The following is a 17,661-nucleotide window of genomic DNA, read 5'->3' as shown; positions in this document are numbered from 1 at the left end:
AGCCCTTCTGATGGAGATCTCAGAAGAGTGGCAGATCGGTAAGCACTATTGCGTTGGCAAGTCATTCGATTGTTAAAGAACGATGGATATTTCTGACTCGAATTTACAGAAAAAAGGTTGCACTATCCAACCAGTGGTACAAGTATTATCAATAGCAAGTAGTTTTTACTTTATCGAAGTGCTAAGAGATTAAGAGACGATTTTAAAAAGCACACTTCTTAATCGGATCATTCTATAAGCCTCCCAGGGTACACGCGCATGAACAAACGCCCCGCCGTCCGTTGGATACTGCTGGCCGCCGCCTGGGCGCTGGTGCGGCGCTGGAAAGCGGCGTAAAGCGCGCAGGGTGGTTTATGTGCCGGGGGAGCCAGAAATATCGTTCAGAAGGTTCAAAACACAATCCCACGCGTCTTCAAAACGCACGTTTTGATGGACAACCAGATAATTGAGTCGGCGCTCCCAATCTTTTTCAAATTCGAAGCGGCGCTGCTGCAGCCGCTGAATATCTATACTTTGCAGCCCCAATCCTCTTGCGTTCAGTTTCACCGGTAAAATTTCCCGCACCCGTTCCATCTGGATCCCAAACGAAATGAGGTGGTACAGGTCGTAAATATCCCTGGAGACGGCAAACCGGCGCTGCCCCCCGACGGCTCGAATTTTTTCGGCGGCGATCTCTTCTAAACCATAACAAGGCAAGACAGATGAAGAAAAACTCGCCTGGTCGGAATAAGCATGAAGAATTGGCTGTTCTTGGAGCGGCAAGGATACAGGCTCAGCCCGGGTGATATCCAACTTGACCGTGCGCGGCGAACCGCCCCAGCGCAGCGGGCCGCGATAGTACACGCGCGCCTGATAGCTCTCGCTGCCGTATTCATCCTCAACGACTTCAAAGCGCACCGGCTGAACACCAAAATCAGGGCCGTCGTGAGCGCTGATCCATTCGCCGCTTTGCGCGATCCAGCGCTCCAACTCCGTTGGTGAAAGATATCGGGCTGCGGTGAAATCGAGATCCTCCGAAAACCGATAGTCGGGGAAATAGCACTTTCGTAAACAGGTGCCGCCTTTGAACACCAGCCCCCCAAATGAATCATTGGTTTTGCGCAGACCCAATAAGAACCACCCCAGGCTGTAATCCAGATCAATGACCATCGGGTCAACTTTCGCTGCGGCTGCCGCCCGGCGGATTTCGGCTTCACGGATCATTTACACCCCCAAGTGGATTTCCTGAGATTCGAATGGAATATTGATCTGAAGCTGCCAACGCGTCACCACCGCGCCGGTGCGCCCGGAACCGGGCTCCAGCGGGCTGATTCCGCTGGAGATCATGCTCTGCCAATGCTGAAGGGTGGCTTCTCGCGCGGGAATGGGCAGGCGCAGCGTTTCCAGAAGATACCCCAAGCGCTTGGCCACCACCCCGCCGCCCCATTGGGTTAAATACCCGCTCAGTTTTTCCCAATCCAGCGCATCAACGGATGAGCGCATGGCCTGTGCCAATTGCAGAATGCCGCCGCTCAGCTCCGGGCGGCTGGCGGCGTCCAGGATGGTTTTCTCCCGGTCGGTGACCGTGATGGGAAAATCATCCACTCTTCGGGTGCAAATTCCAAAATAGCGCGGCTCCGAAACCGTAATAAACCGGAATTGGACGCCCTGAAGCGTAACCGCTTTCTTTCGTTTGGTGGTTTGGATAAAATGAACCTGCGGAAGCTGCTCAGTCATGTTCCAAAACCGCAGCGCAGACCAATAAGCCGCCGCCCCTGGCGAGATCAGGTTAGACGCCAGAACAAAGGCGTTTTCTGCCCAAAGCCGTTCAGGCCCAGCTTCCAGGGGAATGATCATGTATAAGCCGCGTTCCAGGCGCTGGAGCCATCCTTTGCGCACCAGGCGGCTCAAGCTGTTAGTTGCCGCGGTACGCGAGCGCCAATACTCCGCAGCCTGCTGGGACGTGAAAATCCGCTTGCCAGCCGCAGAAAAGGTGGTTAAAAATTCGGCTTCCTGCTTGCTCAGAGACATGATATTTTATGGAACACAACTTTCAAAAAGTGATGACATCTTTACATAAAATATTATACAACACCCTGCAACCCCGCCGCTACCCCTAACCTACGGAGGCCCGCATGACGATTGAAATTACCCCCGCTGTTCCGGCGGATCTGGAAGCACTGGCCCGCCTGGACGGGCACATTCCCCCGCACAGGCTGGCGCACAAAATTGCCCAGGGCGAAATTCTGACGGCGCGTCAGGACGGCCAGATCATCGGCTGGCTGCGCTGGGGTTATTTTTGGGATGAGATCCCTTTTATGAACCTGCTCTACGTGTTGGAAGCCTACCGGCGCCAGGGGACGGCCGCGCGGCTGGCTGCCGCCTGGGAAGCGCAGATGCAGGAGCAAGGCGCGCGCCAGGTGCTCACCTCGACCCTTTCCAATGAAGACGCCCAGCACCTCTACCGCAAATGGGGCTATCAGGACTGCGGCGCGCTGCTGCTGCCCGGTGAGCCGCTGGAGATCCTCCTGCGCAAAGACCTGCCCGCCCCGGCTTAAACGGTACGCTGGCGAGGGCTTGCTCATCACCTCGCCAGCGTACAGAACAGATACCGGTAAATGCGCTCATTTTTCAGCGCATGGTCATTATAAAAAGATCGCCTACCCCCGGCAACCGCGTGTATAACCTTCTCGGTGTGCCGCTCAAGATTCGCTGCGGCGGCTGAGGGCCTTATACAGCGGGTGCAGGCGGCTGTACATTTTCAGATAAATGTCGTTATACAGCTCGTCATACACGGCGTGCGCCTGCGGGTTGGGCTCAAAGGTGTCGCCGGGGTGGGTCATCTCGCCCACGGCCGTGTCGAAATCGGGGTGAATCCCGCTGCCCACCGCGGCGTCAATGGCCGCGCCCAGGCCGGAGGCTTCGTAAATGTGCGGACGGGAGATGGGCAGGCCGAAGATGTCGGCGGTGAGCTGCACGGCCGCCCGCGACTGGCTGCCGCCGCCCGCCACGCGCAGTTCGGTGATGGTGACCCCGCTGCGGCGCTGAGTGCGCTCGGCCCCTTCGCGCAGGGCGTAGGCCACCCCTTCCAGGATGGCGCGGTACAGGTGCGCGCGGGTGTGCACATCCCCAAAGCCGATGACGGCGCCGCGCGCCTCGGGCCCCGGAAAGCGCAGCCCCGGCGTCCAATACGGCTGCAAAATCAGCCCCTGCGAGCCGGGCGGCACGCTTTCGACCATCTCTTCCAGCAGGTCCTCGGCGGCCAGGCCGTTTTTTTCGGCCATCAACATTTCCTGAAAGCCAAATTCCTGCTTAAACCACGAGACCATCCAATAGCCGCGGAAGATCTGGATCTCCAGGTTATAGGCCCCCGGCACAGCCGCCGGATAGGGCGGGATGAGGGGAATGACCTCGACGTAGCGGCGGTGGGTGGTGTTGATGGTGGCGGTGGTGCCGTAGCCCAGGCAGCCGATGTGGGGGTGCAGGCCGCCAGAGCCTAACACCTCGCAGGCCTTGTCGGCGGCCGCGGCGATGAGGGGCGTTCCGGCGGGGATGCCGGTGGCCGCCGCCGCCGCGGGGGTGATGGGGCCGATGGTCTGGCCGATGGGCACCAGCTCCGGCAGCAGCGCGGGGTCAATCGGCACAGCTTTCCATTTCCAATCCCAGGGCTTCGACCAGGTGTGTGATTTGTAATCAAAGGGGATGTAGGCCACCGTGCAGCCGATGGAATCGGCAAAGCGCCCGGTGAGTTGGTAGGTGAGGTAGCCCGAAAGCAGCAGGTACTTGTGGGTTTTGGCCCAGATCTCCGGCTGGTGGGTGCGCAGCCAGTTCACTTCGGCTTCGGCCTGCAAATAGGCCACCGTCTCTGAGGCCCCCGCCAGCCAAAACGCCAGCCCCCACAACCCGCTCACCGGCGGCAGTCCCTCGGTGCGGCGCTGATCCAGCCAGACGATCGCCGGGCGCAGCGGTTCGCCCGCCGCGTCCACGTTGATCACCGTGGAGCGCTGGGTGGTCAGCGACACCGCCGCCACCGATTCAGGGCGCAGGCCGGGCTGCTGCCACAGGCCCTGACAGGCGGCGCACACCGCTTCCCAAAACACCCCGGGGCGCTGTTCGGCCAGGCCGGGGGCGGTGGAATAATACGGCTCAATGATCACGCGCTGTTTGCCCAGGAGGTTCCCGCGCGGATCAAATAACAACGCGCGCACGCTTTGGGTGCCGTTGTCAATGGCCAGCAGGTTCTCAGGCGGCATAGGTTCTCCAATGGGGGGCAGCGGTTGGGGTCAAGGGGGCTCTCTTTCGACACGCGGGCAGGGGCAAAGCCGCGTCCGCAGCCATTATATCGTATTCAGCGGCACGCGCAGGCGCACCGGCGGCGGGTCATTGCACAGCACGGTCAGGTCGGGCAGCTCAAAATGCCACTGCAGCGGCTCAAAGGCCAAGGAGGCCAGCATGCGGCTGGCGCTGGCGGGGGTCAGCCCCTCGCAGGCGATGGTGATGTGCGGCACCCAGGCGTCCAAAGCGTACAGGGGGTGTGGGTCTGGAACCCAGGGGGCCAGGCGCTGCCAGATGCGCTGATGGAGGGTCACCAGGGCCTCATTTTTGGCCAAGGCGATGAACACCACGGGCTGCGGCCCAGGGAAGACCCCCCAGCCGCCGGTGTGCACCGTCAGCGGGGCGGTTTGCGCGGCGATCTCCTGCAGGGCGGCGCGGGTCTCTTCCATCGGATAGCTGGCGGCTACGTGAAAGCTCACATGCGCGGGCAGGCGCGCAGGCTCAGCGCCGAATTCCAGCGCGCGCTGCATGCGGCGGCTGGCTTCGCTTTGATAGGGTTCTGGGAGGAGGGAGACGATTCCGTACATGCCGCACCGTTAGAATGGTTATACCATAAAGCCCCCGCGAGGGCTGCGGATTTACAGCTTTGAAAGGGGGCAAGGATCGGTTTTTCGCCTGAGACATCCCCTTGCAAAATTTATTGCTTAAGTTATAATTGAAAAACGTTTTCAATTTCAGTAAGGAGCGTTATGAAAACCGCAACCCGAGCCGATGAATGGATGACCCTGCTCCAGCGCGAAGGCTACCGCCAAACCGCGGCGCGCCGCGCGATTGTGGAAGTCATCCTCGCGTCACAGCGCGCCCTGGAGCCGATGGAAATCTTCGAATGCGGGCGCAAACAGTACCCCGGCCTGGGGCTGGTGACGGTGTACCGCACCCTGGAAAAGCTGGAAGAACTGGGGCTGGTGCAGCGCGTTCACCAGCCCAACGGCTGCAATATGGTGCTGCGCGCCACCCAGGGCCACCAACACCTGCTGATCTGCACCCACTGCGGTCAGGCGGTGTATTTTGAGGGCGATGACCTGCATCCTTTGTTTGAACGCGTGGCGCAGGGCAGCGGTTTTGACATTCAAGACCACTGGTTACAGCTCTTCGGCCTGTGCGCTGCCTGTCAAAAAAACCCCGGCGAAAACTGAGCCTGGGGAGGGGATTTCTTTTTTTATTGGAGCAAAAATGAAAAAGGTTATCATTACCGTTGGAATGTTTTTGATCTTCTTTGGCCTGGCCGCCTGCCAGCCCGCCCCTGCCCCACAGGCCGAAAATGGGGCGATGCGCGTGATGGCCGCTGAGACCTTTTTGGCCGACATCGCCCAGCAGGTGGCCGGGGAACGCGTGACGGTGGAGGCCCTCATGCCCCTGGGCATGGACCCGCACGCCTTTCAACCCACCCCGTGGGATGTGACCCGCATCGCCGAAAGCGATGTGTTCATCGTCAACGGCGGCGGGTTTGAGGGTTGGTTGGATGAGGTTCTGAACAATGCCGGCGGGAATGCCGCGGTGATTGAGGCCAGCGCCGGGCTGACCAGCCGAACGCCTGACCCGTCTGAAGAAGTACACACGGAAGAGGAAGTTCACGAGGGCGAAGAAGCCCATGAGCACGAGGGTGAAGAAGCCCATGAGCACGACCACGGCGAAGGCGACCCGCATTTCTGGCTCGATCCGCTCAACGTGATCGTCTATGTGGAAAATATCCGCGACGGCCTGTCGCAGGCCGACCCCCAGGGCAAAGAAACCTACGCCCAAAACGCCGCCGCTTATATTGAAGCGCTGCGCGCGCTGGACGCGGATATTCGCGCCCAGGTGGAAACCATCTCCCCCGAACGGCGGGTGCTGGTGACCAATCATGAGAGCTTCGGCTATTTCGCCGACCGCTACGGCTTCACCGTGGCGGGGGCGGTCATCCCCAGCGCCAACAGCAGCGCCGAAACGTCTGCCAAACAACTTTCCACGTTGATTGACGTCATCCGCACCAGCGGCGCCCCGGCCATTTTCGTGGAAACGGGGGCCAACCCCAAACTGGCCGAGCAAATTGCCGCCGATGCTGGTGTTAAAGTGGTCACAAATCTTTACACCCACTCCATCACCGAAGCCAACGGCGAGGCTCCCTCGTATTTGGCGATGATGCGTCACAACATTGCGGTGATCCTGGATGCTCTGCGCTAAAAACGAGTAAAATTGAGTCACGATGGAACATAGTTTAGAACCCGCCCACCTGGAGGTGAAGAACCTTCAGGTGGGCTATAACGGACATACCGCCCTGGCTGACGTCACCTTTACGGTCCCCGCCGGGGGCTTGGTGGCAGTGGTGGGGCCCAACGGCGCGGGCAAATCCACCCTGTTCAAAGCCCTGGTGGGGCTCTTGCCGCGCCGCGGGGGTAGTGTACTGATTCACCGCCAGCCCGCCGGGCTGACCCTGTACTGCGTGGCCTACGTGCCCCAGCGCGAGGAAGTGGACTGGCGCTTTCCGGTGACGGTGATGGACGTGGTCATGATGGGGCGTTACGGGCGCATCCCCTGGTTCCGCCGCCCCAGCAAAGAGGACGTGCAGGCCTGCCAGTTGGGATTGGATAAGATGGGCATCGGCCATCTGGCCCGCCGCTCCATCGGCGACCTGTCCGGCGGCCAACAGCAGCGTGTGTTCCTGGCGCGGGCTTTGGCCCAGCAGCCGCACATCCTGCTCCTGGATGAACCCTTCACCGGCGTGGACGCCGCCACCCAGGAAGCCACCCTGAACCTGCTGGAGGATCTGCACCATCAGGGCGTGACCGTCATCGTCTCCACCCACGATCTCAATATGGCCGCCACCCGCTTTGAGCAGGTTCTGCTGCTCAACCGCCGCGTGCTGGCCTTTGGCACCCCCGCCGAGGTCTTCACCCCCGAACACATTCATGAAGCCTTCAGCGGGCAGGTTTTGAACATTGGCGGTGTCATGGTGGTGGATCAATGCTGCCCGCCCGCCGAGGGGGGAGGTGAGGCCCTATGAACTGGCTGCTGGATCCGCTTCAATATGCGTTTATGCAGCGCGGCCTGCTGGCGGCGCTGATGGTGGGGGTGCTGTGTTCGGTGGTGGGTTCCTATGTGGTGCTGCGCTCCATGGCTTTCCTGGGCGACGCCCTGGCCCACGCCGTGCTGCCCGGCATCGCCATCGCCTACCTGCTGGGCGGCAACCTGACGGTGGGGGCTTTGGCGGCGGCGCTGGTGGTGGCTCTGGGCATCGGCTTCTTTTCACGTCAGGGCAGCATCAAGGAAGATACTGCCATCGGCATCCTGTTCGCGGCGGCCCTGGCCCTGGGGGTGGCCCTCATCAGCACCATCCGCACCTACGCCGTGGACCTCAGCCACATCCTCTTTGGGAATGTGCTGGGGGTCAGCAGCAGCGATCTGTGGATCACGGGTATCCTGGGGATGGTGACCCTGCTGGTGGTGGTGGTCTTTTACCGCCAGTTCCTGGTGGTATCTTTTGACCCGGTGCTGGCGGCCACCCTGCGCCTGCGGGTGGGCCTGCTGCGCAATCTGATGCTGATCCTGCTGGGCTGGACGGTGGTGGTGTCCATTCAAACCGTGGGGGTGGGGCTGGCTGCGGCCATGCTGGTGACCCCCGCCGCGGCGGCTTACCTGCTGACTCGCCGTCTGCCGGCCATGATGGCGGTCTCGGCTCTCATCGGCGCGTTTTCCAGCCTGACGGGGCTGTACATCAGCTATTATGCCAACATCGTTTCCGGCTCGGCGGTTGTGCTGGTGGCCACGTTGGTTTTCCTGCTGGCCTTTTTGTTTGCGCCCCGCCGCGGGTTGATCACCCAGGCCTGGCAGCGCCGCCAGCCGCGCCCGGCTTCACCTTCGGCAAATGCGTGATTTGCACCGCCCTTCAAGGTATAATTTCGGCAATCGTCTTTTCGCCTAAAGGAGAGCAGGTATGAATATCGCAGTCTTATTCCAAGGAATGGCCACAGTTGCATGGTTTGCCGTGGTGGGCATCGTCATCTTCGCTGTGGTGCGCGCCTCTCGCAACCGTCCGCTGCCGCGCTCTGGCGTGTGGATCATGGCCATGCTGATCATCGCCATCGTGTTCAGCACCGTCAGCGCTGGGATCGTCTATATCACCCCCCAGGAACGCGGCGTGGTGCTTTCGGTGGTATCTCCCGGCGGCGTGCGCAGCGAAGCCCTGCAGCCGGGTTTGAACTGGATCATCCCCTTTGCCGAGTCGGTGGTGCGCTACCCGGTGTACAAACAGACTTACACCATGTCCATCGCTGGGGCCGAAGGCGCTATCCAGGGGGATGACTCCATCGCCGCCCGCACCGCGGACGGGCAGGAGATTTACGTCGACGCCTCGGTGATCTACTCCATCAACCCGGCGGATGTGGTGAAAGTGCACATCGCCTGGCAGGACCGCTACACCGATGATCTGGTGCGCGCCCAGGCGCGCGGCATCATCCGCGACGCCGTTTCGCAGTATGGGGTCGAAGAAGTGGTCAGCAGCAAACGCTTCGATCTGGTGAGCCAGATCCGTGAGGTGATGAGCAAGAAATTGGCCGATAACGGCCTGGTGATGGATGATTTCGTGCTGCGCAACATCGCTTTCTCGTCCGATTACGCCGCTTCGGTGGAGCAGAAGCAGATCGCCGAGCAGCAGTCGCAGCAGGCCAAGTTTGTGGTGGAACAAAAACGCCAGGAAGCCGATCAGGCCCGTGAAGTGGCCAAAGGCGCGGCGGATGCCTCGGTGACGCGGGCGCAAGGTGAGGCTCAGGCGGTGATCATCGCTGCCGAGGCGGACGCCAAGGCGCGCGTCATTCAGGCCCAGGCCGAGGCCGAAGCGCTGAAGCTGATCGCCGAAGCCCTGAAGACCAACCCCAACCTGTTGAGCTACCAGTACATCACCAAACTGTCGCCCAATGTGCAGGTGATGCTGCTGCCGGGCGGTGAAAACGCCAGCCCCTTCATCTTCACCCTGCCGTCCATCGGCCCCACCCCCGCCCCGGCGGTAACGACCCAGCCGTAAGCAGTACAGTCACGTGAAATTCTCAGGGGGCGGGCGCATCAGCCCGCCCTCTGAACAAACTGAGGTTCCCCCATGAGCAACCCCACCCTGGCCCCCTCCGGCAAACAAATTCGCCTCACCAGCCTGTCTTCCTGCGCGGGTTGAGCGTCTAAATTAAGCGCGGAAGCGCTGGCGCAGGTTCTGCGCCCCATGAAAGACGTGTTTCAGTCCGCGGATTACCCCGACCTGCTGGTCGGTCTGAATTCACCGGACGATGCTGCCGTGTGGCAGTTGGATGCGGAGCGCGCCCTGGTGATCACCACCGATTTCTTCACGCCGGTGGTGGACGACGCCTACGACTACGGGGCCATCGCCGCGGCCAACAGCCTGTCGGACGTGTACGCCATGGGCGGGCAGCCCTTCCTGGCGCTCAACGTGGCGGCCCTGCCCCCGCATCTGGCCCCGGAGATCGGCGCGGAAATTCTGCGCGGAGCCGCCGAAAAAGCCCGCGAAGCCGGGGTGGTGATTGCCGGCGGGCACACCGTGCAGGATCAGGAGCCGAAATTTGGCCTGGTGGTGGTGGGCATGGTGCATCCGCAGCGCCTGATCACCAAACGCGGCGCCCGCGTGGGCGACCGGCTGGTGCTGAGCAAGCCCCTGGGTTTTGGGGTCACCACCACCGCCCTCAAACGCCAGCAAGCTGCTCCCGAAGATGTGGCTGAAGTGGTGAGCTGGATGCAGCGCCTGAACCGGCAGGCCGGTGCGTTGGCGCGCGAGTTTGACGTGCGCTCCGGCACCGACATCACCGGCTACAGCCTGTTGGGCCACGGCCTGGAGATGGCCGAGGCCAGCGGGGTGCGCTTCCAACTGGACTACGAACGCATCCCCTTTGTATCTTGTGCGGCCCGCTACGCCGCCGCTTACACCTTCCCCGGCGGGGCCGCCGACAACCGCCTGTATTTTCAGGAGCGCGTGGACTTTGCCGAGGGGATCAGTGAAAACCAGATGATGCTGCTGTTTGATCCGCAGACTAGCGGCGGGCTGCTGATGGCAGTGGAGGCCGAGCGCCTGCCCGACCTGATGCGCCGCGCGCAGGAGGTGAGCCAACCCCTGTGGGAAATTGGCGAGGTGGTCCCCGGCGCCGGCATTTCCGTGCGCTGAGGACAGGCTTTGCAAACGGCTAACAGCCATTTCCACCCGATGCAAAGACTGAAGTATCATGTATAATCGAAACAGGTCACCGCGGGTTGGCGGCCTTTTTGGTGCCGACCAGTTGGATGTTCCGTGCGGCTTGTGTTCAGCGACAGGCTGCCGCGCGGAGATTTGGAGCCTGTCCGATCCGAGGGAATGATGAAACGCACTTGCAATTGGCTCATCGCGACCTTCATGATCGTTTGGCTGAGCGCCTGCAGTGTTCTGCCCGCACCTGCGCCCCCACCCGCCACCGCTGCGCCGGAAACGGTGCAGATTCAGGCGGAGGATGCCGGCAGCACCATCACCCTGCACACCGGCGGCCTCCTGGAAGTGGCCCTGAACGGTAATATGACCACGGGTTATGCCTGGGAGCCGCAAGACCTGGACACCCGCATTTTGCAGACGGAAGGTGAAATGGACTACCGCAGCGACAGTCAGGCTTTGGGGGCCAGCGGGGTATTCCGCTGGCGTTTTAAAGCCGCTGCTGCCGGGGAAACCGTGTTAAAAATGATTTATCACCGCTCCTTTGAGACCGACACCCCCCCGCTGGAAACCTTTGAAGTTAACATTGTGGTTCAGCCCTAAACCTTCACCAGCCCCTTTTGTTTTTTCAGGAGAAACGTATGCTTAAACTGTCTCAACACCACTTCTACACCCTGCGCGCCTGGGCGGTGCATCTGTACACCAGCCTGGGGCTGGTTGTGGCCCTCTTTGCCGTCGCAGCCGTGGCGCGTGGGGATGCCCTGCATACCTTTCTTCTGTTGGGCGTTGCCATGTTCATTGACGCCACCGACGGCGTTTTTGCGCGCCGCTGGAGTGTGACCACCTGGGCGGCGGGCCTGGACGGCCGCAAGCTGGACGATATCACCGATTACATCACGTATGCCTTCATCCCGGTGTTTTTTGCCTACCAGTTTCGAATGGTAGAGGACCTGGGCGTGGCGGTTTTGGGGCTGGTGCTCATCTGCGCCGCTTACGGCTTTACCCAAAAGGTAGCCAAAACCACCGACGGTTTCTTCACCGGCTTCCCCAACTTCTGGAATCTGCTGGTGTTTTACCTGTTCCTCTTCCGCGTGCCGCCCACCCTGACGGCCGTGATCATGCTGTTCTTTGCGTTGATGATCTTCGTGCCCATCAAGTACGTCAGCTACAGCACCAAATCGCTGCGGGCAGCCGCCTACCTGATTTCTCTGGTGTACGGCCTGTTCCTGGCGGCCATCTTGGCCACCTGGAATAATTTGGATATCCGCCTGGTGTGGGCTTCTCTGGCCTTCCCGCTGCTGTATGCCATCGTCTCACTGCACCTGTACCTCAAGCAGGAAGGACGCTCCATTTTTCTGTTAGGAAAGTAACTCTGTGAAACTTCAAGGACAATCTATGGCCTGGGCGCTCCTGTTTCTGGCGATTTTATTAGAAGTATCCGGTACGATCTGCATGAAACTGTCTCAGGGGTTCACCCGCATGCTGCCCACCATTCTGATGTTTGTGTTTTATGGGTTGGGCTTCATCCCGCTCACTTTGGCCATCCGTGTATTGGATCTCAGCGTGGCGTACGCCATCTGGTCGGGGGTCGGCACAGCCATCGTCAGCGTTGTGGGCATCACCCTGCTGAAAGAGCAGGTCTCGCCCTGGAAAATCCTCTTTCTGCTCATGATTGTGATCGGGGTGGTTGGGCTGCGCCTGATCACCGGCCAACGTTGAACCGTTCAGGAGACCCCAGCGCATGATTTATCACATCACCACCCCAGCCGATTGGCAGGCCGCCCAAAGCAGCGGTCAATACCAGGCCGCCAGCCTGACAAGCGAAGGCTTTATCCACTGTTCGCTGGCCGAACAGGTGGAGCGCTCGGCGAATCTGCATTTCGCAGGCCAGCGCGTTTTAATCGTGTTGGAAGTGGACGAGCAAAAAACGCAGTCCAAAGTGGTGTATGAGAATACCTCTGGCGGGCAGGAGCTTTTCCCGCACCTGTACGGGCCGCTGGAAACCGCGGCGGTGGTGCGCGTTTTGCCTTTGGAGTCAGACGCCGAGGGACGCTTCCACTTTTCTGTTTAAGAGCCGCTTTCTCGCCATATATCCATAAAAGACCGCTCGGTGAATTTTCCACCGAGCGGCGTTTGTTTCTATCGTTTGTTTCTATTTAGCGCAAAGAGCTCATTCCGCCAGACCCACCGCGGCGCGCACGTCGCGCATGGTGCTTTCGGCGAGTTCCCGCGCCCGCTTGGCACCGTCGTGCAGAACATCCCACACCTGTTGGGGGTTCTGGTTGAGCGCCTCGCGCCGTGCGCGGAAGGGTTCCAGGTGGGCGTTGAGGTTTTTGGCCAGCAGCTTCTTGCAGTCCACACATCCGATCCCCGCGCGGCGGCATTCCACGTTGATATTGGCCACCTCATCGGCAGAGGAAAAGATCTTGTGCAGGCTGAAGACGTTGCACACATCCGGGTTGCCAGGGTCGCTGCGGCGCATGCGCTGGGGGTCGGTGACCATCATCATCACCCGCTTTTGGGTTTCTTCGGGGGTGGAGGCCAGCTCAATGTGGTTATCCAGGCTCTTGCTCATCTTCTGCACACCGTCAATCCCCAGCACCTTGGGCACTTCGGTGACCTTCATCTGCGGCTCAATCAGCACGTTGGTGTTAAAGCGGTAGTTGAAGGAGCGCACCGTTTCGCGCGCAAATTCGATGTGCGGGCCTTGATCCACGCCCACGGGCACCAGCCCGGCGCGGTACAGGGCGATATCGGCGGTCATCAGCACGGGATACCCCACCAGGCCGTAATTGACGTTGTTGGGGTTCTGGCGCACCTTTTCTTTAAAGGTGGGTAAATCGGTCAGCTTGCCCAGCGGCGTGACCATCGAGAGGATGGTGTGCAGCTCGGTCACCTGGGGAACGTGCGACTGCACGAACATGATCGATTCTTCCGGGCGGATGCCCACCGCCAGCCAATCCAGGGCCATGTCGTAGGTGTTGGCGCGCAGTTCCTGGGTGGTTTCCACCGTGGTCAGCGCGTGGATATCCACGATGCAGTAAATACATTCATATTCGTCTTGCAGCGCCACATAATTGCGCATGGCCCCCAGGTAATTGCCCAGGTGCTGGCGGCCGGTGGGGCGGGCGCCGGAAAAAACACGTCCCTTTTTGGTCATCGCTTCCCTTCTTTCAAATAAGTTTCCACCAGTTTTTCCACCTCGCCCGGTTCGGCGTGGCGGAAGGTGGACAGCTTGGAATAGATCAGATGGTCGTTCACCTGCACTTCATAGCGCCCCCCATCGGAGGGAATCAGGGTGATGGATTCAATCTCCGGTTCAAACTCTTTCAGCAAATTGGCGGCCAAACTGGTCGCGCGGCTGGTGTAGTGTCAAACCGTGCAGTATTCGATTGAAATTTTCAACAGCATGGGTTCTTCTCCTGAAGGGCGAACTTTTCTTTATTTTACCCTACCTGAGCGCAGCGCGCGAGGCAGACCATGCTACAATTGTGCCATGCCCGTGCGCCTCTTTCCCCGCGGTGTGCCGCCGCACAAGCGCCTGTTTGACCTGCTGCTGACCCTGCCGGGTCTGCTGGTGATTTCACCCCTGTTGGCAGGCATCGCCCTGCTGCTGCGCATTCAGCACGGGCCGCCGGTGCTCTTTCGCCAGCCGCGCCCCGGGCTGCGCGGAGAAATCTTCACCCTGATGAAATTTCGCACCATGCGCAGCGCGGTCGGCCCCGACGGCCAACCCCTGCCGGATGCGCAGCGCCTATCGCCCTTGGGACGCAGGCTGCGCTCGCTCAGCCTGGATGAGCTGCCGGAGCTGTTCAACGTGCTGCGCGGCGAGATGAGCCTGGTGGGGCCGCGCCCCTTGCTGGTGCAGTATCTGCCGCGCTATTCCCCCCAGCAGGCCCGCCGCCACGAATGCCTGCCGGGCATCACCGGCTGGGCGCAGGTGAACGGCCGCAACGCCCTGAGCTGGGAAGAAAAATTTGAGCTGGACGTGTGGTATGTGGATCACTGGTCGCTGTGGCTGGATATAAAAATCCTGGCGCTGACGGTGTGGAAGGTGCTGCGGCGGGAGGGCATCAACGCGCCGGGGCAGGCCACCGCTGAAGAGTTCATGGGCAGCCCGCCGCCCCCCAGCGCCGCCCCCTGAGGCGCAGCCTCACCCCAGGTCATCTCATGCATCAAAAAACGGATCCCCACGCGAGGACCCGTTTTTGTTTAGGTAACTCTGGCTCACTGCAAGGGTGGGGTGAAAGGCTCAATCCAGCCTTCGCTCAGCTCTTGGATCACTTTTTCCGCCATCCCCAGGCGCGCGGGGCTGATGAGGCCTGATTGGGTATCCACCAGGCGCAGCCCGGCGTTCAGGGCCTGCCCGCCCTGGCCTGCCAGCACCTGAGGCAGGGCCTCTTGCAGGGGGGTGAGGATATCAAACTGCAGGGTGGCCGCCCAGCGCGGCATGACTTCGGCCGGGGGCGTCTGCGCGCCGATGAGGATGATGTTCTGCGAGGCCAGATAGGGCAGAATACGCGCGTCGCGCGCCGCTTCGGCCGACACGTAATACAGGTAAATGTAGTTCTTATTCAGCTCATCCACGGCCACCTGCCAGGCGACCGCATCGCTGCTGGAGGGCAGTGAAATGGCCGCAGGGAAGCGCATGATGGGGCCGTAGACCGAATTGCAGATGCCGCAGAAATAGGCGCCGCCGTTTTTATAGGCTTCTTCCAGGCGTGTGCCCAGCGGGCCGTCGTTGGGCAGCAGGGCCGCCGAACGCCAATCGGCCGCCGTGATGACCGACAGATAGCCAGCCACAAAGGCCTGAAATTCGGGCCGCACCCGCACCACGCTCAGGTTGCCAGCCGCCTGGGTGTCCTGCCCGGTGACGGCCAGGAACTGGGTTTGCGGGGCCGCCGCGGTCAGCTCGGCCAGGTTCTGCGGGGCGGATAAAAAGATGACCGCCTTCCATTCGGGGCCGATCTCGGCGGGCTGTACCTGTTCGCGGGTTTCGCTGAGCAGTCCGGCCGAAGCCGCCGCGGCGGAGAGCATCTCCGCAGCTTGCTGGGCGGTTTGTGCATCGGCCCCCGCGGTGATCAAGACCGCCTTTGCCGGCAGGGGCGTGGGGGTCACGGTGGGTTCGGGGGTGGGGGGCTGCGCCGGGGTTTCGGTGGCGGCTGGGGCTGTGGGGGTGGGCGCCGGGCTGCAGGCAGCCAGGGCAGACAGGCAAAGCACGGCGGTCAGGGCAAGCCGGACCGTCCAAGAGGCAGCGGGGGGCAGGGTTCGCATCATGGCATGAATTTTACCCGAAATTTGGCCGGGGCGGGGGCCGCGGCAGGGCAATCGCATCCTGGGTATTCCTTCCCACAATAGGTATGGTTTTTGGGTGAGTTTGTGGGGCGAAGCCCCACAAACTCACCCAAAATTCGATTAGATTGGGAATTAGCCCTTCAAAAACTGGCTTGATGCAATCGTCTTGGAGGCTACGGCGACTCAGAAGCTGGGCTGCCGTTTTTGGCTGGGGGGAAGTATAATAATCACATGATTGAGCTGAACATCCCCGGCCGGGGCATTCTGCGCTTGAACCATCTGGTGCTGGACGTGAACGGAACGCTGGCCCTGGACGGCGTGCTGTTGGACGGCGTGGCCAAATCGCTGGGCACTCTGCGCGACCGCCTGAACATCCACATGATCACCGCGGATACGCACGGCCGCCAGCAGCGCATTGACGAGCAGCTCAACCTGCGGGCCGAGCGCCTGATCCCCGGTGAAGACGAAGCCGCCCAAAAGGAACGATTCGTGCACCGTTTGGGGGCAGCCAATGTGGTGGCTGTTGGCCAGGGAGCCAACGACGCCCTGATGCTGTCCAGCGCGGCTTTGGGCATCGCGGTACTCTCCCGTGAAGGGCTGGCCGTCCAGACCTTGCAGGCCGCCGATTTGGTGGCGCCCGATATTTTGAGCGCCTTAGAACTGCTGGAAAAACCCTTGCGAATTGTAGCTACGCTGCGCACATGAGCTTACCCACCAGCCAACCCCTCCCCGGCGATGATGATTCCGCCCTGCCGCCCGCGCGCCGCCGCCGTCAGCGCCGCACCTTAGGCCCCGACGCGCCCCCCGCGGTGGAAGAACTGGCCCAATCGCTGATTCCCTCAGCCGATTTCTTCCTGTTCTCCGGCCTGGCGGGCGTCGCCCTGGGCCTGGGCATTTTGCTCAACGCCCCGGCCCTGTACGTGTTGGCGGCCCTGCTGGCGCCCTTCCTGACGCCGGCTGTGGGCCTGGGGCTGGCCACCGCCGCCGGTTCGGTGCGGTTTCTGCTGCAGTGCCTGGGCGGCATCGGCATTGGCGGCGGGCTGGTTTGGGGGGCGGGGCTGGCCGCGGGCTGGATTGCGCGCCTCTTCCCGCAGCTGAGCTTCGATCAGGCCCGCCTGCACGCGGGCTTCACCTGGCCGGATCTGGCCGTGTTAACCCTGGGGATCACCATCACCACCCTGCTGCTGGCGCGCAGCGCCCGGCAGCGTTCGCTTCCGGCCAGCGCGGCTGTGGCCTACGAACTGTACCTGCCGCTGGGCGTGGCTGGCTTTGGCCTGGGCCGCGGCGACATGGGTCTAGCGCTGGGCGGGCTGATGGTCTTCGCCGTGCATCTGGCCTGGACGGCCCTGCTGGGCATGCTGCTGCTGGTGCTGCGCGGCATGCGTCCCCGCAACGTGTTTGGGTACACCGTGGGCACCACCCTGGTGATGGCCGGAATCGCGGGTGTGGTGGTGCTTTTGGGGGTCGGAGCCACCCTGCGCGGCGGTCTGAGCGCGCAGCCCTCCCCGCCGGTGCTGGAAAATACCCTCACCCCCAGTCCCAGCCCCACAGCCACCCTCACCCTCACCCCTGGGCCGGAAACCCCCACCCTGACCCCCACCAACACCCTGGTGCCCTCGCGCACGCCCACGCTGACCCTCAGCCCTGTGCCCACCCCTGTGTATGCCCGCATCAACGCGCGCGGCTCGGATGGGGCTGTGATCCGCGCTGAGCCGGATCAAACTTCCCCGGTGGTAAAAACCCTGCTCAACGGTATGCTGGTGGAAGTGACCGAACGGGTGGTGCAAAAGGGCACCAGCCTGTGGGTGTATGTGCGCACAGAAGACGGGGTGGAAGGGTGGATTTTACGTTCTCTCCTGGCTACCGCCACGCCCATGCCTGGCTGGTAGACCGCTAAC

20 protein-coding genes and 1 pseudogene are annotated in these 17,661 nt (G+C 61.6%); 14 read left to right on the top strand and 7 right to left on the bottom strand.

Translation table 11 applies throughout. The annotated features are described in order from the left end of the window. Positions 1-351: 351 nt before the first annotated feature. Together ADN01_RS15860 and ADN01_RS15855 are read right to left on the bottom strand one after the other, a co-directional pair. Positions 352-1,149 (bottom strand): nucleotidyl transferase AbiEii/AbiGii toxin family protein, encoded by a 798-nt coding sequence (locus tag ADN01_RS15860; RefSeq protein WP_160318450.1) that lies wholly within the window; start codon positions 1,147-1,149, stop codon positions 352-354. Between the two features lie 54 nt (positions 1,150-1,203). Beyond that, a complete protein-coding gene (locus tag ADN01_RS15855) occupies positions 1,204-2,010 on the bottom strand; it encodes a type IV toxin-antitoxin system AbiEi family antitoxin domain-containing protein (RefSeq protein ID WP_062416855.1) in 807 nt (268 codons plus the stop codon). 104 nt (positions 2,011-2,114) lie between these two features. Here ADN01_RS15855 and ADN01_RS15850 point away from each other — a divergent pair, with 104 nt between their 5' ends. Continuing rightward, positions 2,115-2,537, top strand: coding sequence for a GNAT family N-acetyltransferase (locus ADN01_RS15850; RefSeq protein WP_062416854.1), 423 nt, complete (start codon positions 2,115-2,117; stop codon positions 2,535-2,537). A 144-nt stretch (positions 2,538-2,681) separates the two neighbouring features. Here ADN01_RS15850 and ADN01_RS15845 read toward each other — a convergent pair whose 3' ends face one another. Both ADN01_RS15845 and ADN01_RS15840 read right to left on the bottom strand, forming a co-directional pair. Continuing rightward, the gene (locus ADN01_RS15845) at positions 2,682-4,232 is read right to left on the bottom strand and encodes an FGGY-family carbohydrate kinase (protein WP_062416853.1); all 1,551 of its coding nucleotides are present in this window, start codon (positions 4,230-4,232) and stop codon (positions 2,682-2,684) included. An 84-nt stretch (positions 4,233-4,316) separates the two neighbouring features. Next, a complete protein-coding gene (locus ADN01_RS15840) occupies positions 4,317-4,841 on the bottom strand; it encodes a 2'-5' RNA ligase family protein (protein WP_062416852.1) in 525 nt (174 codons plus the stop codon). A 162-nt stretch (positions 4,842-5,003) separates the two neighbouring features. Here ADN01_RS15840 and ADN01_RS15835 point away from each other — a divergent pair, with 162 nt between their 5' ends. The 10 genes from ADN01_RS15835 to ADN01_RS15790 all read left to right on the top strand — a co-directional run bounded on the left by ADN01_RS15835 (position 5,004) and on the right by ADN01_RS15790 (position 12,539). After that, positions 5,004-5,450, top strand: a complete 447-nt coding sequence (locus ADN01_RS15835) for a Fur family transcriptional regulator (protein ID WP_062416851.1) — start codon at positions 5,004-5,006, stop codon at positions 5,448-5,450. A 37-nt stretch (positions 5,451-5,487) separates the two neighbouring features. Continuing rightward, positions 5,488-6,477 (top strand): metal ABC transporter substrate-binding protein, encoded by a 990-nt coding sequence (locus ADN01_RS15830; RefSeq protein WP_062416850.1) that lies wholly within the window; start codon positions 5,488-5,490, stop codon positions 6,475-6,477. Between the two features lie 22 nt (positions 6,478-6,499). Beyond that, a complete protein-coding gene (locus ADN01_RS15825) occupies positions 6,500-7,297 on the top strand; it encodes a metal ABC transporter ATP-binding protein (protein WP_062416849.1) in 798 nt (265 codons plus the stop codon). Beyond that, complete coding sequence (locus ADN01_RS15820) at positions 7,294-8,166, top strand: metal ABC transporter permease (protein WP_062416848.1); 873 nt, start codon at positions 7,294-7,296, stop codon at positions 8,164-8,166. Before ADN01_RS15825 ends, ADN01_RS15820 begins: the two co-directional genes overlap by 4 nt. An 88-nt stretch (positions 8,167-8,254) precedes the next feature. Next, entirely contained in the window at positions 8,255-9,313 is a 1,059-nt protein-coding gene (locus tag ADN01_RS15815; RefSeq protein WP_236691030.1) for an SPFH domain-containing protein, read from the top strand. 72 nt (positions 9,314-9,385) lie between these two features. Next, on the top strand, positions 9,386-10,453 hold the full coding sequence (gene selD / locus ADN01_RS15810) for a selenide, water dikinase SelD (RefSeq protein ID WP_082389744.1): 1,068 nt from the start codon (positions 9,386-9,388) through the stop codon (positions 10,451-10,453). Positions 10,454-10,639: 186 nt separating this feature from the next. Then, positions 10,640-11,071 (top strand): protease inhibitor I42 family protein, encoded by a 432-nt coding sequence (locus tag ADN01_RS15805; RefSeq protein WP_062416845.1) that lies wholly within the window; start codon positions 10,640-10,642, stop codon positions 11,069-11,071. 38 nt (positions 11,072-11,109) lie between these two features. Further along, entirely contained in the window at positions 11,110-11,838 is a 729-nt protein-coding gene (locus ADN01_RS15800) for a CDP-alcohol phosphatidyltransferase family protein (RefSeq protein ID WP_062416844.1), read from the top strand. Between the two features lie 25 nt (positions 11,839-11,863). After that, positions 11,864-12,187 (top strand): DMT family transporter, encoded by a 324-nt coding sequence (locus tag ADN01_RS15795; RefSeq protein ID WP_062416843.1) that lies wholly within the window; start codon positions 11,864-11,866, stop codon positions 12,185-12,187. Between the two features lie 22 nt (positions 12,188-12,209). Then, complete coding sequence (locus ADN01_RS15790; protein WP_062416842.1) at positions 12,210-12,539, top strand: DUF952 domain-containing protein; 330 nt, start codon at positions 12,210-12,212, stop codon at positions 12,537-12,539. 99 nt (positions 12,540-12,638) lie between these two features. On the opposite strand, the gene trpS is transcribed toward ADN01_RS15790, so the two are convergent. Further along, positions 12,639-13,628, bottom strand: a complete 990-nt coding sequence (gene trpS, locus ADN01_RS15785; RefSeq protein WP_062416841.1) for a tryptophan--tRNA ligase — start codon at positions 13,626-13,628, stop codon at positions 12,639-12,641. After that, positions 13,625-13,825: pseudogene (locus ADN01_RS15780) on the bottom strand (Rdx family protein); the annotation flags it as partial. The gene trpS and the pseudogene ADN01_RS15780, both read right to left, overlap by 4 nt. Positions 13,826-13,964: 139 nt before the next feature. Here ADN01_RS15780 and ADN01_RS15775 point away from each other — a divergent pair. Continuing rightward, on the top strand, positions 13,965-14,612 hold the full coding sequence (locus ADN01_RS15775; RefSeq protein ID WP_062416839.1) for a sugar transferase: 648 nt from the start codon (positions 13,965-13,967) through the stop codon (positions 14,610-14,612). Positions 14,613-14,695: 83 nt separating this feature from the next. Here ADN01_RS15775 and ADN01_RS15770 read toward each other — a convergent pair whose 3' ends face one another. Then, positions 14,696-15,745 carry a hypothetical protein gene (locus tag ADN01_RS15770; protein WP_152974030.1) on the bottom strand — a complete coding sequence of 350 codons (1,050 nt, stop codon included), beginning with the start codon at positions 15,743-15,745 and terminating at the stop codon, positions 14,696-14,698. A gap of 249 nt (positions 15,746-15,994) precedes the next feature. On the opposite strand from ADN01_RS15770, the gene ADN01_RS15765 reads away from it, so the two are divergent. Both ADN01_RS15765 and ADN01_RS15760 read left to right on the top strand, forming a co-directional pair. Further along, positions 15,995-16,468, top strand: coding sequence for an HAD family hydrolase (locus ADN01_RS15765; RefSeq protein WP_062416838.1), 474 nt, complete (start codon positions 15,995-15,997; stop codon positions 16,466-16,468). Next, positions 16,465-17,652 carry an SH3 domain-containing protein gene (locus ADN01_RS15760; RefSeq protein ID WP_075071272.1) on the top strand — a complete coding sequence of 396 codons (1,188 nt, stop codon included), beginning with the start codon at positions 16,465-16,467 and terminating at the stop codon, positions 17,650-17,652. Before ADN01_RS15765 ends, ADN01_RS15760 begins: the two co-directional genes overlap by 4 nt. Positions 17,653-17,661: the final 9 nt, after the last annotated feature.

The sequence above is a fragment of the Levilinea saccharolytica genome (assembly GCF_001306035.1).
Classification (GTDB): Bacteria; Chloroflexota; Anaerolineae; order Anaerolineales; family Anaerolineaceae; genus Levilinea; species Levilinea saccharolytica.
The sequence above is the reverse complement of the archived record's forward strand: the minus strand, read 5'-3'. Positions and strand labels throughout refer to the sequence as shown.

Coding starts and splice junctions, on each gene's coding strand:
- ADN01_RS15860 (WP_160318450.1), bottom strand. CDS start 1,149: ATGGTCATTGATCTGGATTACAGCCTGGGGTGGTTCTTATTGGGTCTG.
- ADN01_RS15855 (WP_062416855.1), bottom strand. CDS start 2,010: ATGTCTCTGAGCAAGCAGGAAGCCGAATTTTTAACCACCTTTTCTGCG.
- ADN01_RS15850 (WP_062416854.1), top strand. CDS start 2,115: ATGACGATTGAAATTACCCCCGCTGTTCCGGCGGATCTGGAAGCACTG.
- ADN01_RS15845 (WP_062416853.1), bottom strand. CDS start 4,232: ATGCCGCCTGAGAACCTGCTGGCCATTGACAACGGCACCCAAAGCGTG.
- ADN01_RS15840 (WP_062416852.1), bottom strand. CDS start 4,841: ATGTACGGAATCGTCTCCCTCCTCCCAGAACCCTATCAAAGCGAAGCC.
- ADN01_RS15835 (WP_062416851.1), top strand. CDS start 5,004: ATGAAAACCGCAACCCGAGCCGATGAATGGATGACCCTGCTCCAGCGC.
- ADN01_RS15830 (WP_062416850.1), top strand. CDS start 5,488: ATGAAAAAGGTTATCATTACCGTTGGAATGTTTTTGATCTTCTTTGGC.
- ADN01_RS15825 (WP_062416849.1), top strand. CDS start 6,500: ATGGAACATAGTTTAGAACCCGCCCACCTGGAGGTGAAGAACCTTCAG.
- ADN01_RS15820 (WP_062416848.1), top strand. CDS start 7,294: ATGAACTGGCTGCTGGATCCGCTTCAATATGCGTTTATGCAGCGCGGC.
- ADN01_RS15815 (WP_236691030.1), top strand. CDS start 8,255: ATGGCCACAGTTGCATGGTTTGCCGTGGTGGGCATCGTCATCTTCGCT.
- ADN01_RS15805 (WP_062416845.1), top strand. CDS start 10,640: ATGATGAAACGCACTTGCAATTGGCTCATCGCGACCTTCATGATCGTT.
- ADN01_RS15800 (WP_062416844.1), top strand. CDS start 11,110: ATGCTTAAACTGTCTCAACACCACTTCTACACCCTGCGCGCCTGGGCG.
- ADN01_RS15795 (WP_062416843.1), top strand. CDS start 11,864: ATGGCCTGGGCGCTCCTGTTTCTGGCGATTTTATTAGAAGTATCCGGT.
- ADN01_RS15790 (WP_062416842.1), top strand. CDS start 12,210: ATGATTTATCACATCACCACCCCAGCCGATTGGCAGGCCGCCCAAAGC.
- trpS (WP_062416841.1), bottom strand. CDS start 13,628: ATGACCAAAAAGGGACGTGTTTTTTCCGGCGCCCGCCCCACCGGCCGC.
- ADN01_RS15775 (WP_062416839.1), top strand. CDS start 13,965: ATGCCCGTGCGCCTCTTTCCCCGCGGTGTGCCGCCGCACAAGCGCCTG.
- ADN01_RS15770 (WP_152974030.1), bottom strand. CDS start 15,745: ATGATGCGAACCCTGCCCCCCGCTGCCTCTTGGACGGTCCGGCTTGCC.
- ADN01_RS15765 (WP_062416838.1), top strand. CDS start 15,995: ATGATTGAGCTGAACATCCCCGGCCGGGGCATTCTGCGCTTGAACCAT.
- ADN01_RS15760 (WP_075071272.1), top strand. CDS start 16,465: ATGAGCTTACCCACCAGCCAACCCCTCCCCGGCGATGATGATTCCGCC.